Source organism: Slackia sp. (assembly GCF_977041755.1).
Genome location: NZ_CDRRGL010000039.1, coordinates 1 through 15,917, shown reverse-complemented (window position 1 = coordinate 15,917; position 15,917 = coordinate 1). Strand labels below are relative to the sequence as shown.

Below are 15,917 nucleotides of genomic sequence, written 5' to 3'. Positions count from 1 at the left end.
CGGAAGTGGCGATGCCCCGTGAACACCATGGCGATGCCGTGCTCGTCGCACGCCTCGATGCTCTCCTCGTCGCGGATGGAGCCGCCGGGCTGGATGATGGCGGTAACGCCAAAGCTTGCCAGCGCATCGATGTTGTCGCGGAACGGGAAGAAGGCGTCGGACGCGGCAACCAGATTCTTCGGCTCAAGGCCCATGCGCTCGCACGCCTCAAGCGCGCGCTCGCCGGCCAAGCGACCCGAGTCGACGCGGTTCGGCTGGCCAGGGCCCATGCCAATGCCCGCATGGTTCTTGGAGATGAGGATGGCGTTGGACTTCACGCCCTTGCACACCTTCCACGCGAACAGCAGCTCATCCATTTCCTCGTCGGTGGGCTTGCGCTTGGTAGGAACGGTGAATTCATCAGGCGTTTCGGTCACAGCGTCAGCAGTTTGAGCCAAAATGCCGCCGTCGACCGAGCGGTACTCAACGCGAACCGGTGCGTCCACGCCGCCGGTACGCAGGACGCGCAGGTTCTTCTTCGCCTGCAGAAGCTCGAGCGCGGCGGGCTCGAAGCTCGGGGCAATGATGACCTCGACGAACTGCTTGTTCGCGTTCATGTGCTCGATCATCTCGAGCGAAACCTCGACGTTTGCCGCAATAATGCCGCCAAAAGCGCTCTTCGGGTCGCACGCGAACGCCTTGTCGTAAGCCTCGGCGACCGTGGCGGCCGTAGCCGAACCGCAGGGATTCTGATGCTTCAGAATAACCACGGCAGGCTCGTCGAACTCGCGAGCAAGCGTCCAGCACGCATCGGTATCGAGAATATTGTTGTAGGAAAGTTCCTTGCCGTTGAGCTGTTCGGCATTCACAAGGCTATGTGCGTCGGCATTGGGCAGGCGATAGAACGCAGCGCTCTGATGCGGGTTTTCGCCATAGCGCAGGTCCTGCTGCTTCTCGAGGTGAAGGTCGATGACCTCGGGCGTTTTCTCGCTGAAATCGGCCTTGCCATTGAGCTGCTCGTCCATCCAAGCGGCAATCGCACCATCGTAGGCGTTCGTGGTTTCGAACACCTTCAGCGCGAGCTTCGCACGCGTCTCGCGCGTGGTGGCGCCGTCGTTGGCGCGCATTTCCTCAAGAATGGCATCGTAGGTGGAAGGCTCGGTGACCACGGCGACGCTCTCGAAATTCTTCGCGGCGCTGCGCAGCATCGACGGGCCTCCAATGTCGATGTTCTCGATGCAGGTGCCGAAATCGGCGCCCGAGGCAACCGTCTTTTCGAAGGCATACAGGTTCACGACCACCATGTCGATCATCTTGATGCCGTGCTCTTCGGCTTCGGCCATGTGCTTGGCATTGTCGCGCTTCGCGAGCAGGCCGCCGTGCACCATGGGGTGCAGCGTCTTCACGCGGCCGTCCATCATTTCAGGGAAATTCGTCACCGCATCGATGGGCGTCACATCAACGCCCGCTTCGGCAATCACCTTCGCGGTGCCGCCGGTCGAAATAATCTCAGCTCCGAATTCCTCGTGCAAAGCGCGCGCGAACTCAACCACGCCCGTTTTGTCGGTCACAGAAACCAGAACGCGTTTAACCTGGGGGTTAGTCACGTTTCCTCCTCCGTTTTCCTTCCGTTGACTTTTGTTTACCTTATCAGCCGAATCGCCCGCAAGTCGCGACATCGACGCAAGCGGGCGAAAAAGACATGCATCGGGAGCGCCACATCATGCGGCGAAGCCGAAATGCGCGCTATCGACCCAAATTCGAATCGTGCTTCGCGCGCGCGGCTTCCGAATAATTCTGCTTATATCGCTCGTCGACAAGCTCGGCAACAATGGCGATAGCAAGCTCGGCGGGCGTTTTGGCGCCAAACTTCAAACCAATGGGGCGCTTGATGCGCTCCCACCCTTCTTCGGTACCGCCCTTTGATAACACCAGGTCATGTACGGTATCGTTTTTACCCTTGCACCCCATCATGCCTGTATAGTGCAAATTGTTCCTGATAGACCACACGCACGCCTCGGGATCGAACATATGCCCGCGCGTAAGCACGCATGCATAATCGGCAGGGTTCGCGGCGATGTTTGAAAGCTCATCGAAGTTGCCGCCGCCGAGCAGCACGCGACGAGCATTCGGGAAACGCTCTTCCGAAATGTATGCAGGGTCGTAGTCGACCGCCACGACATCGAAGCCCACATGGTGCGCAAGCGCGGCAACTTCTGCCGACGCGTCGGAAGCGCCCAAAAGCCACACGCGCACCTTGTCGAACAGCGGAACGGCGAGCCATGTAAGGCCATCGAACTGCTCTGTATGCATGGCGGGACCACGCGTGGCGTCTTTCATTTGGAAAATATCGCGCGGGGAATACTCGCGACCGCACACGATTTCCTTTGCGTCGTTGCAGAAGAACACAAACGAATCACCGCAGCCCGAACCCACGTCGCCATACTTCTTCGTGACTTCGTTGTCGACGTTTTCGCAGGCAGCGGACGCGTCGTACACGTATTTGAAGCCAATCCAGGCAAGGTCGCCTTCATCGATCGCCTTGGCCGCGCGTTCGAACACGCACGCATCGGCAGGCGTGAGGCCAGCCGAGATTTCCGCGAGCGCTGCAGGCGTCACATGCGCGCGGCCCTCGAGCGCCTTAGCCGTGAAACACGGAAAGTCGTCAAAAGAAAGCTCAGCCGGCCTGCCTGCAGCAACATCCGCCGCGAGCGAGCGCAGAAATTCTGCCGTTACCATACGCACCACAAACCTCTCATTAAAACGCCACCACCTACCCCGCATCGTATTCCGCCCGCAAATGAAACGCGACAAGCGACGGCGTGCGGTTCAGAAAGCACCAATACCAGGAAGGGCGAGGCGGCAAACCCCACCTCGCCCTCACGTATCGAGTTATTTGATGTGCACGCGGCCCGATTCTTCGTCGACCGACACGCGGCCTTCGGCAATCAGCTGCACGGCCTGCGGGTACAGCACGTGTTCGACCTCGTGGATCTTCGCCTCGAGCGCCTCGAGCGTGTCGTCTTCCGCAACCTCTACCGCGCGCTGCGCAACGATGGGGCCCTTGTCGTAATCTTCATTGGCGAAATGCACGGTCACACCCGTCACCTTCACGCCCGCCTCGAAAGCATCGCGAATAGCATGCGCGCCCTTGAACGAAGGCAGCAGCGCGGGGTGCAAATTCAGCACGCGATTCGGAAAAGCACGCAGCATAACCGGGGTCACCTTGCGCATGTAACCAGCCATAACGATGTACTCAGCACCAGCTGCCTGCAGCGCCTCGACAATTTGGGCGTCGGCGGCTTCCGCATCGGCATACAGCGTTTTGTTCATAACGAGCACCGGAATACCCGCAGCCTGCGCGCGTTCGATTCCGTACGCATCGGGGCGCGAAGAAACCACCTGAACGATTTCCGCATTCAGCGCGCCTGCGGCGATATCGCCAATGAGCGCCTGTAGGTTCGTGCCCGAACCGGAAAGCAAAACGCCGATTTTCAAAGGTTGAGTCATATTCAAATCCTTTCCAGGTGCAAATAAAAGCCGCGCTGCTTGGCGCCCGCAACGTTTCGCCCCTGCCGCGCTCGAACGGGCTTGCGTGAGACCACCTGCGCTCATGCTTGCTCTTCTTTTCAAAATGAAGCGCAATCAGGCGAGCACATGGCGAAACCCCGAGAAGGAGAAGCGGTAGCCGCGCGAGGTTTCGGAGAAACCCCGAACGGCCAGGCGCGAACAACAGCCCGCCGTGGTTCGAGCGGCCCCTTCCGGGCACCTCGTCGGACCGGGCAACGGGACGAAAACAGAAAGCGGGCCAGGCTTTTCCCGACCCGCTCCTTTGCTTTATTCGGCGTAGCGAACCACGCCAGCGCCTTCGACGATCTTGCCGATAACGACCGGCTCTTCGCCCGACTTCGCCAGCTCATCCATCACAGCGTCGACGCGCGCCGCATCAACGATGAGCACCATGCCGATGCCCATGTTGAAGGTCTTGAGCGCCTGCTCCTCGGTAAGACCGGCGGCCTCAATGCCCATCTTGATGATGGCGGGAACTTCCCATGCATCTTTATTGACCAGGGCGTCCATGGTTTCAGGAAGCGCGCGGTTGAGGTTTTCGGTAATGCCGCCGCCCGTGATGTGCGCCAGGGCATGCACGTCGCCCGGCAGATTGCGCAGGCAATTGAGCACGGGCTTCACGTAAATACGGGTGGGTGCGATAAGGGCATCGCCAAGCGTTTCGCCATTGAGTTCGGCCACGGGGGTCGCGAGCTCTTCGGCGGTTTTGCCCTCAACGAGCACCTTGCGCACGAGCGAATAGCCGTTGGAATGGAAGCCGCTCGAACGCAGGCCCACGAGCACGTCGCCTTCCACAACGCCGTCGGGGCCGATCATCTTCGGGCGATCGACAACGCCCACGGTGAAGCCCGACAGGTCGTAATCGTCGGGATCCATAACGCCGGGGTGCTCGGCCATTTCGCCGCCGATAAGCGCGCAACCCGCCTGACGGCAGCCTTCCGCGATGCCGCCCACAACCTTGGCGACATGTTCCTTCTTCAGCTTGCCAATGGCGATATAGTCCAGGAAGAACAGGGGCTCGGCGCCGCACGCCAGAATATCGTTCACGCACATGGCGACCAGGTCGAGACCCACGGTGTCATGCTTGCCGATGAGCTGGGCGACCTTGAGCTTCGTGCCCACGCCGTCGGTGCCCGAAACCATAAGCGGCTCTTCCATGCCCTTGAATGCCGCCGCAGAGAACAAGCCGCCGAAGCCTCCGATATCGCCCACGACCTCGGGACGATACGTGGAATGCACGGCGTCTTTAATGGCGTCGACCGCAGCCGCGCCCTCTTCGATATCGACGCCCGCGTCGGCGTAAGTGATTTCTGCCATGGGTAAGACTCCTGTCTATTCATTGACGGGCGAAGGGGCAATCCCCTTTCCCATTTTCAACCTCATGCAATGTCTCTTGCATCTGAAATAAAAGCGGGACAAAGGGAAGGCCCCTTGCCCCATCGAAAACCGGAAGCGCCCGCACCTTAAGAGGAGCACGGGCGCAACAGGTTAGCTCTTCTTCAAAAACGCGTTCTTCGTGATGGAATCGGGCAGCGCAACGGGATATTCGCCCGTGAAGCAGGCCTCGCAGAACGTTTTGCTGTGCGCATCGCCCACAGCTTCGCGCAGGCCATCGAGCGAGATGAACTCGAGCGAATCGCAACCGATGAACTCGCACATTTCCTCGTTGGTCATGTTTGCGGCGATGAGCTGGTCTTGGTTGGCGGTGTCGATGCCATAGAAGCACGGCCACATAACCTCGGGGCTCACGATGCGGAAATGGATTTCCGCCGCGCCGGCCGAACGAAGCATGTCGACGAGCTTCTTCGACGTGTTGCCGCGCACGATGGAGTCGTCGATGACGACCAGTCGCTTGCCCGCAATGACGCTCGGCAGCGGGTTGAGCTTGATGCGAATGCCCATTTGGCGCATTTCCTGCGTGGGCTGGATGAACGTGCGGCCGACGTAGCGGTTCTTCACGATGCCGTCGGTGAATTCGATGCCGCTCGCCTCAGAGTAGCCAAGCGCACCGGGCACACCCGAGTCGGGCACGCCGAGCACCAGGTCGGCCTCGACCGGAGCTTCACGCGCAAGGATGCGGCCCATTTTGCGACGGGCCTGGTAGACGCTTTGCCCATCGATAACCGAGTCGGGGCGTGCGAAATAGACATATTCGAAAATGCAGCCGCGCGGCTCTTGGGGTTCGATGGCCTGCAGCGTCGAGATGCCCGTGTCGTTGATGCGGATGATTTCGCCCGGGCGCACATCGCGCACGAATTCCGCGCCCACGATATCGAGGCCGCAGGTTTCGCTGGAAACGACCCAGCCGCGATCATCGGGCAGCTTGCCCAAGCACAGCGGACGAATGCCGTGCGGGTCGCGGAAGGCATAGAGCGCCGTGGGGCTTGCGAGCACCATGGCGTAAGCGCCGTCGATCATCTCCATGGCGGTTTTGATGCCCTCGGTAAGATGATGGGTTTCGCGCGTGTAATAGCCAATGACCTGGCACGCGACTTCCGAGTCGGTGTTGCTGCGGAATTCGACGCCCTTGCTAATAAGGTCGGCGCGGATGCGGTTCGTGTTCACAAGCGTGCCGTTGTGCGCAAGCGCGATGAGTACCTCGTCGATGGCCGACATGTGAGGCTGGGCGCTTGTCCAGTTGCCCATGCCGCCGCTCGTGGAATAGCGGCAATGGCCCACGGCCACTTCACCGCGCAACGCAGCGAGCGCGCTTTCGTTGAATACCTGGGTAACCAAGCCCAAGTCTTTCGTAACCGTTACGGTGTCGCCATCGCCCACCGCAATGCCGGCGCTTTCTTGGCCGCGATGCTGCAGGGCCTGCAAGCCAAAGCAGGTCAGCCTCGCGACATCGTCGGTGGTGGAGTACACTCCAAACACCGCGCACTCTTCTTCAAGCCGATCTGGCTTCTCGCCGGGAAAGATTGACGTTGCCACCCGGTATTCCCCCTTGTCGGAAAACGTTCGAACACGCTCGATGCTTGGCCAAAATTGGCCAGATACTCGCATGGTACCATCGCGCGCACGCCGTGGGGCGGAAAAGCACGTATACACAAACGAAACCAACGGGTGAGTGGTCGAGGGTCCAATCAATAGATACGCAAAAGGCGAGCCTGTTTTGAGACCAAGGCCCGCCTTTTCAATGAGGAGCTATTTCCAGTTACCTCCGGTTTTCAGTTGTGCGCGGTTCGAGACCTATTCCGCGTTCGCGGGCGTCGCCTGCTCGACGCAGCCACCACAAAGCACCGCACGCGTGTTCGCGTAGTCGTCGCCGCACGTGATGAGCGTGAACAGCTTCGTTACCGACGCCAAATCGACATCGGTCGGCGCGCTTACCGCGGAATCGTTGATGCGCGCCGTCATATACGAGCGCATGGCCGCTTCATCGGCGAAGTTCGGCTGCAAGATGTTCGTTTCCGTATTCTTCACAACATCGAGCGCATAGGTGCGGCATCGGTAGTTCTGCGTAGGCGTCAAAATATAGAACGTGCGCGCGGCATCAAACGTCGCCTGGTCAGTCATAGCCAGAATGTGCGCGAACATAGTTTCATCGTTCATGTTGTGGCCGTAGATGAAGCTGTTCGAATCGGAGAAATCGCCCGCGTTGTCGGCGGAAAGGAAAATGGTGCCCTTGTGCACCAGGCCACTTGTACTGCCCGTGAAGTCTTTCTGCAGGTATTCCTCGTCATTTTCGCCCTGCACGATAGGGTAGTCGATACTTGTGCCCGGCATGTACACCCATCCGACGACGTCTTCGTTCTGCTCGCGCAGCGCATCCCAGTTCACCGTCATATCGGCGAGCGCGGTTTCCTCTTTCGCCAAGCCCGATGTCGCGGAAATGTCATCGTAGACCTTCGTGCCGTGCCAATAGCCATAGCCAATAACGCCAAGCACGCCGAGCGAAACCGCAAGCACAATTGCGGCAATGATAAGAACGATCGTCCACACGCGGCTCTTTCCCGAACCGCCATGCTTGCCGCCGCGGCCGTGCTTGCCGCCGCCCATGTTCGAACCGTAATTGGCACGGGAGTAGTCGGCGGCGTTTTGCGTCGACGGCCGCGCCGAACCGCGAGCGTTGGCGGAATAGGGATTTGCGGCATGACGAGGTTGCGCAGGGCGCGCAGGAACGAACCCACCCTGCTGAGCGGGCCCCTGCGTCGAGTTCGCGCGATAGGGATTTTGCTTGTTCGTATTCATGCTGCCCACTATAGAAGAAAGGGCGCAGCAGCACAAAGGAACACCTGCCCAGTGCGCCTTTTTTTCACGAAGGCGGCACGCTGGGCATTCTGTTCAAAAAGCATGTCGAATGTGGCATACGAGCCCTGTTTCACAAGCGGTCAGGACACGTTGCGCCTAACCTTACACGCAAAACCCCAGGTCACAAAGTATGCGACCTGGGGTTTTCTTTCCGAACGTTCCACCAAGGGCGTTCGCGTGCCACATTCGGGGCCCATTTTGAACAAAAACGCGAGCGCAGCTACAGCCCCAAGCGCTTTTCGAGCTCGTCGTTGATGATCTTCAACGCCTTCACGCGCGCGTAGTATTTGTTCGTGGACTCAAGAATGCGCCACGGAGCATACGGCGTGCTCGTAAGGCGGAACATATCGTCGACGGCGGCGTCGTATTGCGGGTGCTTGTCGCGATTGCGCCAATCTTCCGGCGTGATTTTCCATTGCTTGTCGGGGTTGTTCTGGCGGTCGTTGAAACGATTGAGCTGCTCCTCGGGGCTTACCGCAACCCAGAATTTCAACAACAGCGCTCCCCATGCCTCAAGCTCGCCCTCGAATTCGTTGATCTCGTCGTAGGCGCGGCTCCATTCCGCGGGGCTCGCGAAACCTTCAACACGCTCAACAAGCACGCGGCCATACCAGCTGCGGTCGTAAATCCCCACATGGCCAGCACGCGGCAGGCGCGTCCAGTAGCGCCACAGGTGCGGATGCGCAAGCTCGACTTTCGTGGGCGCTGGGCTGGGAAAGATGGTGTAAGCGCGCGGGTCGATAGCCTGCGCCACACGCTTGATGTTGCCGCCTTTGCCAGCCGCGTCATCGCCTTCATACAGAACCATAAGCGGAACGCGGGCCAGGTACATTTTCAGCTCAAGCTCGGCGAAACGCTTCTGTTCGCGCTTAAGCGCTTCCTGATATTCTTCCCTGGCAAGCGCGAGCGTATGGTCGATATCGGCCAAACGCGGCGGGTTCTTCACGATGGTGAAGCGCGAATGCAGCGGCGCCTCTTCGGCCTGCTCGGCAGCCTGTGCGCGAGCAGCAGCCATCACGCGCTCGGTCTCTTCGGGCGTGCGGTCGCGCGGATCTGCCTGGTCAAGAGCGCCGGCACTGTTGGCGGCAGCCTTCGCAGCGGCGGCTTCGGCGGCAGCATCGGGACCGCTCGCAAGCGCGCGCTCCAGGGCACGCACGAGCGCCTTGGCAATTGCGATGTTCGCGGAACGCTTGTCCTCGCCGTTGACCATGGTCCAACGCGCGAAATCGAAATCGGTATTGCGCAAAAGCTCATCATAGCGCGCGTAAATCTCGTCGTAGTCCTTCACGGTGGCGAGCTCTTCGTCGCTCACGCGCCACGCGGTATCGGGATTGTCGTGAAGGCCCTTCAGGCGCTTCTTCTGTACGTCCTTCGAAATGTGGACAAAAAACTTCAGCACCACGTAGCCATCGGCGGAAAGCTGTCGCTCGAACTCGCTCACGGCGCGCCTGTAAGCCTGCAGGTGGGCCGCATGATTCGCCTCGGAATCGGTGTACACCAAACGACGTGCGGCCGCCGTGTACCACCCGCGTTCGTACAGCGTCATGTCGCCGCGAGGGCCAAGCGCCTGCCAGAATTCCTGCATGAGCGGCTCGAAGCCGGTAACGCCCGAGCCCATGTCGCGGAAACGGGCCGCGCCTTCCTCATCGAAATTCGACAGCACATGCATGTGCGTCGCGCGCGCGTCGAGTTCGTAGACCAAATCGCCGATGCGGCTCCCCTTGCCCGCGCCGTTCCAGCCTTCGAACAATGCAACGACGCCCACGCCCTTCTTGCGGGCCTCTTGCTGCAGCACTACGAGTTTCGCAATAAGTTCGTCGTGCAGGGGCTTGTATTCTTCTTTCGACATTTTCGCCGAAAGATCAACTTGTTCCAGCATATGAATCCCCTTTCACATTGTGCGTTGGCCCAATTATGCGTCAACGTCGCCCACAGGCGAGGCGGCAACGGACATTTCGTGCAACTGTTTACACGTCGTTGCGGGCTTTACGCAGGCGCTTGAGACAAGCTTGCCTGTCGCCCGTGAGCCAAAACGAATCTTCGCGCCGCACGCACGCCGAATCCAGTTTCCCCGCCGCGCCCATTCCACGCCCATTCCGCCCTTAAACGTGTCGAACATACACCGATGTGCTCAACGCTACGAGCATTTAGCACATGTCGAATGCTCGTAGCGTTGAGCACATCGGCACCTCTCGCAGCATGCATGCATGCGCCTCGCAGCCGCCCTCGGCATTCGTCCGCTCCCCAGCATTCTCCCACTCGCACCCCGCAAGGCGCCTTTCGCTAAATCGGTGCAAAGCCTTGGGTTTGTGCAAATTCATAGCATCTGCTTATCGGTATAATGGTTAGTAGCTGATGCGCTTTTTCAGGAGAATACGCCCCATATCTATGCGATTTGGTGCATTTCCCCTGTTCTCGATGCACATGAGGGAGGAATATCATGGGTGAGGAAAACGAAGCAAAGGCCACTGTCGCAGAGGTAGACGACACGAAAAAGGCCAAGAAGCCGAAGGCCGATCGTCTCGAGAAAAAAATCGTACGCCCGGCGCACAAGTCCTATATGCAGAACCGTGAGCTTTCATGGCTCGAGTTCAACAAGCGCGTGCTCGACCAATCCATCGACCCGCACGTTCCCTTGCTTGAGCGCCTGAAATTCATCTCTATCTGGCGCAGCAACTTACAGGAATTCTTCATGGTGCGCGTCGGCAGCCTTACCGACCTTGAGCTCGCGAAAGAAATGGTGTTCGACTCGAAGACCGGCATGACGCCACGCGAACAGCTCGATGCCGTGTATGCGCGCGTGCGCGAACTCACACCCATCGCAGCCGAAGATTTCCGCCAAACGCGCCACCTGCTCGATGATGCAGGCATCCACCAGCTCTACCCCGACGAGCTCACGCCCGCCCAGCACAGAGAACTCATGGATTATCTGGACTGCAACGTGCTGCCGCTCGTGTCGCCCCAGATCATTAACGCAACGCACCCGTTCCCTCACTTGGAAAACGGCGCACTCTATATCGCCGTGCGCCTCGATGAGGAAGCCGAAGCCGAAACGCTGCCCGAAAACGCCACCAAAGCCGAGCGCAAAGCCGCGCGCGCCAAAGCGGCCGAAAACGTACTCATGGGCATCATCCCCATGCCTCGCAACTGCCCGCGCATGATTGAGCTCACGGGCGAAAACGACAAATACTCGTTTATTCTGCTCGAACACGCGCTCGAGATGGTCGCCGACAAAATTTTCGAGATGTATCCAGTGAAATACGCCAACGTGATTCAGGTCACGCGCAACGCCGATCTCGATACGGCCGAAGAATCCGACGAATACGATGAGGACTTCCGCAGCCATATGCAGCGCATCTTGAAGAAGCGCGGCCGCCTGGCTCCCGTTCGCCTCGAAAGCGAGCGCCCGCTGTCATACACAACCGATAAATTCCTGCGCGAAAAGCTCGGCCTGAAGAAGCAGCAGGCCTACACCGTTGGCATGCCGCTCGACATGGGCTACGCGTTCGCCCTCATGGGCAAGGCCCCCAAAGCAATCGCCGAGCCGCTCATGGACGAACCGGCAAGCCCGCAATGGCCCGCATCGCTTTCGCGCAAAGAGCGCATCACCGACCAGGTGCTTCGCCACGATGTGCTGCTCTCTTACCCGTATGAAACCATGGACGCATTCGTGAAGCTGCTCCAGGAAGCCGCGGTCGACCCCGACGTCGTGAGCATCAAAATCACGCTGTACCGCCTGGCAAGCCAATCGCGCCTGGCCGAGGCCCTTATTACCGCAGCTGAAAACGGCAAAGACGTGACCGCATTGTTCGAGCTGCGTGCGCGTTTCGACGAGAGCAACAACATCGAGTGGTCCCAGCGCTTTGAGCAGGCCGGATGCAACATCATCTACGGCTTCCACGACTACAAGGTGCACTCGAAGATCTGCGCCATCACGCGCCGCAGCGAAGGCGGCCTGCAGTTCATCACGCAGCTCGGCACGGGCAATTACAACGAGAAAACCGCCAAGCTCTACACCGACCTTTCCATGATTACCGCCGACCCCGTAGTTGGCCAGGACGCCGCGCGCTTCTTCCGCAGCATGCAGCTTGAAAGCGCGTCGAGCGACTACAAGGAGCTGCGTGTAGCGCCGCTCATGATCAAGCCGCGCATGTGCGAGGCCATCGACGGCGAAATCGCGAAGGCGAAAGCCGGCAAGCCCGCTCGCATCCTTATGAAGAGCAACGCGATCACCGATCGCGATATGATTGAAAAGCTTACCGAAGCAAGCCGCGCGGGCGTGAAAATCACCATGCTGGTACGCGGCATTTCGTGCCTGGTTCCCGGCATTCCCGGCAAAACCGAGAACATTCGCATCGTAAGCGTGGTTGGCCGCCTGCTCGAGCATTCGCGCATCTACGCGTTCGGCGTAGGCGACGAAACCACGGTATTCCTTTCGAGCGCCGACCTTATGACGCGCAACCTGGATAAACGCGTGGAAATCGCCTGGCCGGTAAACGATCCCGCACTGCGCGCCCGCGTGCTCGACTACTTCACGACCATGCTCTCTGACACCGCGAAGCTGCGCGAGCTGCAAAGCGACGGCACGTTTACCGACCTGTGCGCCTTCGTTCCCGAGGGCCGCAACCCGTTCGACGCGCAAGACCACCTCATCAAAGAGGCCTATATCGCCGCCGAACGCGCCCGCGCTACCGGCCTGACGTCTCCCCAGTTCGTCGACGCAGCAGTGAGCGGCACCCCTGCAACCGCGCCCACGCTTTCTTCCGCCATGGCCGATATGGCAGAAGACGCCAAGGAAGATTTCGTGACCGCTGAGGAAATCGAACAGAGCGAGGGGAGCGAAAGCGAGCCCACCGCTGAAAGCAAAGCCACCGTCGAAACCGAGGCTGAGACCGCAAGCGAGAGCGAAGCCAAAACCGAGCCCCAGGCCGAAACCGAGACCAAGGGAAGGCATGCTGCCGTCGAGGCGAATCCCGCTTCCTTGGAAAAAGCACCTCTCGAAATCGCCATCGACGATGAGCCCAAGAAGGAAGACGCGAAGGTTTCCATCGAGGCCAAGATGCCTACCGCTTGCGCCGCGCCTGCCGCCACACAAACAAAAAAGCCGCAGCCTGCCCCTACACCGAAGAAAAAGGGCTTCTTTGCCCGCCTTTTCGGCAGGTAAGCCGCTCGAAACGCATGCAACGATAGATTGATGCTGGGCCCTCGTTTTATTGCGGGGGCTCATTTTTCACCCAGGTTTCAGCAGCTCATGGCGCCGTGCGGGCGTATAGTATTTTCGTCTCTTTGACGAGGAGGGGATTATGGGAGATTCGCCAGAGAAACCGAAAACGGGAAACGTGCAGGTGCTCGAGAGGGCATTCGATCTGCTCGAAACGCTCGCTCAATCGCGCGAGCCTATGGGCCTTTCGGCGCTCGCAACGCAAACCGCCATGAGTAAGTCGACCGTGCACCGCATTTTGGCCACCATGCTCGAACGCGATTACGTCACGAAAACGCTCAATGGCACCTACGCGATTGGACCGAAGCTTTTCAGCATGCTGAGTTACCACATCAATTCGCTCGAACTGCAGGTCGAAGCCAAGCCGCACCTTGCCGCGCTTGAGCGCGAGCTGAAACTGCCCGCGTACTTAGGCGTGCTCGACGGGCCGTTCGTCTCTATTATTTCGAAAGAAGCCACCAACAGGGCCGACGAACTATTCACGCGCGTAGGCAAACGCTATCCCGCGCACTGCTCCTCTATGGGAAAATGCCTGCTCGCATGCCTTTCCGCCGACGAGCTGGAAGAAACGCTCTACGGATTCACGTTTGAGGCGCACACGGCCAACACCATCACGAACAAACAAGAGTTCCTGAAATATCTGCATGGCGTGCGTCGTCGCGGATGGGCCGTCGATTGCGAGGAATCCGAGGCGAATCATCGCTGCCTCGCGGCGCCCATCTTCGATTTCTCGGGCGACGCCATTGCCGCCGTAGGCGTGAGCGGCTCGAACGCCGACATGCCTGAAAGCGAATTCGAAACCATGGCGCATTCCGTCGTGAAAGCCGCCCGCAACATCTCGCTTTCCATGGGCTATGTGATGTAGATTAGTTTCGCCGTTCTTCCGAACGGCGAAAACACTCGACGCTGCACGGCAAGCTGGCGGCGCATTTCGAGTTCAAGCTGCGGCTCGCGTGCCAAAGTACGCATCGCCTTGCTTTTCGCGCGGACTGCACTCGCCAGCTTGCCACTCGCTGACATTTGGCGCGAAAGATTCTTTATCAAAACAGAAACCCCGCCGACCGGGGAGGATGGGTCGACGGGGTTGTGCTCAAGCCTGTTAAATGCTCGTAGCGTTTAACAGGCTTTTGTGAGATAGCGGCACGTTATGCGGGCGGTGATTGGCTCGTATATGGCACGGTACGAACGTTTAACGCACGAGCACACAACGCAGAGGCTTTGAGGAGTTCAGACCTGTTAAATGCTACGAGCATTTAACAGGTCCCTGTCCTACTTCGACGCGGCTGCGCTTGCGCCTGCGATGCGGCCCCAATTCAGGGCACCCTGCAGGCACGTGCCCGAACCAGGATAGTAGGGGCCAAGCCAACCGGCAGTATTCACGCCGCCGCCATACAGGTGAGGAATCGGATTGCCGTCAACATCGAGGATTCGAGCATCGGTGTCGATGATCAGGCCGCCAATGGAACCGATGTTGGTGTTCTGCGTCTTCCAGGCGTAATACGGCGCGGTATCGAGGGCGGTAAGCTGAACCTTGCGGCCATATGCAGCGTCCTCGCCCGCGGCGCACGCAGCATTCCACGCATCGACGGTCGCCTTGAGATTCGTGCCCGACATGCCGAGCTTCTCGGCCAAACCTTCGAGCGTGTCGGCCTGCACCATAGAGCCATCGGCAAGCGCAGCCTCGCGAGCCTTCGCACCGTCTTTCGCATTATCGCTCCATGCGCACTTCGCATCTGCGGTGGTCATCTTGGAATCCATAAGCATATAGGTGCAGCCATCAATGCCACCCTGAGCCATGGCCGCATTGAACATTGCACGGCAATGGAACGCATACGTGGTATCTTCGCGAACGAAACGGTTGCCACGCTGATCGATGAGGATATACGGAATCTCGGGGTTCTGGTTGTTTGTGTAGCTCCAGGTTTGCAGAATAAGGTCGACCGCGCCATGGAAGGCGGAATCGGCGCCATGGGCCATGCCGATACGAATGCCGTCGCCCGTGTTGGTTTCGGCCGTTGCCACGAACTGGGTCTTCAGATCCCAGTATTGCTGCTGGTCATAGCGGAACGCCATCTCTTCGTTATGGTCGATAGACGCCATCGCGAACACAACGCCCTTGTTGGCCTTGTAATTCTTCTTGCCAGCGGCAACACCCACCACGGTGCCCGTTTCATCCTGATAGATGTCGGTCACTTCGGTGTTCGTCTGAATCTCGCCGCCCTTTTCCTCAACGGCCTTCTGCGCGTTCGTGGTCCACACCACACCGCCGGTCTTGGTTTCATCAGACGCATCGGTAATCAAGTGGATGCGGTCGCGCATGTACTCGTCTTTCATGTACGGCGTGGGATAGCAGCCGAACACGTTGCTGAACGTAATGTTGAAGCTATCGGCCATCCACTTCAGATTGTCGGGCGCGTTTTTCGCCATGCACTCGACGAGGTCTTCCTTCACGATGCCCTCCGCGTCGGTGAGCCAGAACTTCTTATGCAGCTCTGCCGAGTCGTCGGTCACACCGGCGATTTCCTTTTGCCACTGCGTTCCGCTCGCCTGCACCGCGCCTTCGGCAAGCGCCGTGGTGCCGCCGCATGCTGCGGCCTTTTCGAGCACGAGCACCTTTTCGGCGCCGTTTTCAAGTGCGGAATACGCAGCCGTGAGGCCCGATCCGCCGCCACCGCATACGATAACGTCGTACTCGCCGTCCCACTTCTCGGGCAAACTGGAAGCAGCGGAACCTGAAGCCTCCTTTCCGCCGCCCGCAGGCGAGCAGCCGGCCAAACCAGCCGCAGCCAAGCCAGCAACGCCAGCCATACCGGCCAGGAAATTACGGCGAGACATGCCTTGTTCGGTGATTGCGCTCATGACGTCCTCCTCATCCCTCACCAGGCCCCTCCGC

The 15,917-nt window shown here is 59.4% G+C and carries 10 protein-coding genes; 2 read left to right on the top strand and 8 right to left on the bottom strand.

All coding sequences use genetic code 11. From position 1 onward, the window contains the following. From purH to ACWI8T_RS04535, 7 genes are all read right to left on the bottom strand, one after another. The coding region (gene purH, locus ACWI8T_RS04565; RefSeq protein ID WP_449138110.1) for a bifunctional phosphoribosylaminoimidazolecarboxamide formyltransferase/IMP cyclohydrolase at window positions 1-1,586 on the bottom strand (1,586 nt) is incomplete at its 3' end. Between the two features lie 139 nt (window positions 1,587-1,725). Next, window positions 1,726-2,718, bottom strand: a complete 993-nt coding sequence (locus ACWI8T_RS04560) for an XdhC family protein (protein WP_449138111.1) — start codon at window positions 2,716-2,718, stop codon at window positions 1,726-1,728. Between the two features lie 153 nt (window positions 2,719-2,871). Next, entirely contained in the window at window positions 2,872-3,489 is a 618-nt protein-coding gene (gene purN, locus ACWI8T_RS04555; protein ID WP_449138109.1) for a phosphoribosylglycinamide formyltransferase, read from the bottom strand. A 327-nt stretch (window positions 3,490-3,816) separates the two neighbouring features. Then, window positions 3,817-4,866, bottom strand: coding sequence for a phosphoribosylformylglycinamidine cyclo-ligase (purM, locus tag ACWI8T_RS04550; RefSeq protein ID WP_449138108.1), 1,050 nt, complete (start codon window positions 4,864-4,866; stop codon window positions 3,817-3,819). A 171-nt stretch (window positions 4,867-5,037) separates the two neighbouring features. Beyond that, window positions 5,038-6,483: an amidophosphoribosyltransferase gene (gene purF, locus ACWI8T_RS04545; protein ID WP_294376937.1), complete on the bottom strand. Its 1,446-nt coding sequence runs from the start codon at window positions 6,481-6,483 to the stop codon at window positions 5,038-5,040. Window positions 6,484-6,741: 258 nt separating this feature from the next. Next, on the bottom strand, window positions 6,742-7,743 hold the full coding sequence (srtB, locus tag ACWI8T_RS04540; RefSeq protein ID WP_449138107.1) for a class B sortase: 1,002 nt from the start codon (window positions 7,741-7,743) through the stop codon (window positions 6,742-6,744). Window positions 7,744-8,023: 280 nt separating this feature from the next. Further along, window positions 8,024-9,682, bottom strand: a complete 1,659-nt coding sequence (locus ACWI8T_RS04535; RefSeq protein ID WP_114615217.1) for a polyphosphate--AMP phosphotransferase — start codon at window positions 9,680-9,682, stop codon at window positions 8,024-8,026. A gap of 561 nt (window positions 9,683-10,243) precedes the next feature. On the opposite strand from ACWI8T_RS04535, the gene ppk1 reads away from it, so the two are divergent. Beyond that, window positions 10,244-12,967 carry a polyphosphate kinase 1 gene (gene ppk1 / locus ACWI8T_RS04530; protein WP_449138106.1) on the top strand — a complete coding sequence of 908 codons (2,724 nt, stop codon included), beginning with the start codon at window positions 10,244-10,246 and terminating at the stop codon, window positions 12,965-12,967. Between the two features lie 139 nt (window positions 12,968-13,106). Continuing rightward, the gene (locus tag ACWI8T_RS04525; protein ID WP_449138105.1) at window positions 13,107-13,889 is read left to right on the top strand and encodes an IclR family transcriptional regulator; all 783 of its coding nucleotides are present in this window, start codon (window positions 13,107-13,109) and stop codon (window positions 13,887-13,889) included. Between the two features lie 404 nt (window positions 13,890-14,293). On the opposite strand, the gene ACWI8T_RS04520 is transcribed toward ACWI8T_RS04525, so the two are convergent. Next, window positions 14,294-15,917 (bottom strand): FAD-dependent oxidoreductase (locus ACWI8T_RS04520; RefSeq protein ID WP_449138104.1); only part of this gene is annotated, 1,624 nt, incomplete at its 5' end.

Bases quoted from the DNA above. Each gene is read 5' to 3' on its own strand.
- ACWI8T_RS04560 (WP_449138111.1), bottom strand. From the start codon at position 2,718: ATGGTAACGGCAGAATTTCTGCGCTCGCTCGCGGCGGATGTTGCTGCA.
- purM (WP_449138108.1), bottom strand. From the start codon at position 4,866: ATGGCAGAAATCACTTACGCCGACGCGGGCGTCGATATCGAAGAGGGC.
- ACWI8T_RS04525 (WP_449138105.1), top strand. From the start codon at position 13,107: ATGGGAGATTCGCCAGAGAAACCGAAAACGGGAAACGTGCAGGTGCTC.
- ppk1 (WP_449138106.1), top strand. From the start codon at position 10,244: ATGGGTGAGGAAAACGAAGCAAAGGCCACTGTCGCAGAGGTAGACGAC.
- srtB (WP_449138107.1), bottom strand. From the start codon at position 7,743: ATGAATACGAACAAGCAAAATCCCTATCGCGCGAACTCGACGCAGGGG.
- ACWI8T_RS04535 (WP_114615217.1), bottom strand. From the start codon at position 9,682: ATGCTGGAACAAGTTGATCTTTCGGCGAAAATGTCGAAAGAAGAATAC.
- purN (WP_449138109.1), bottom strand. From the start codon at position 3,489: ATGACTCAACCTTTGAAAATCGGCGTTTTGCTTTCCGGTTCGGGCACG.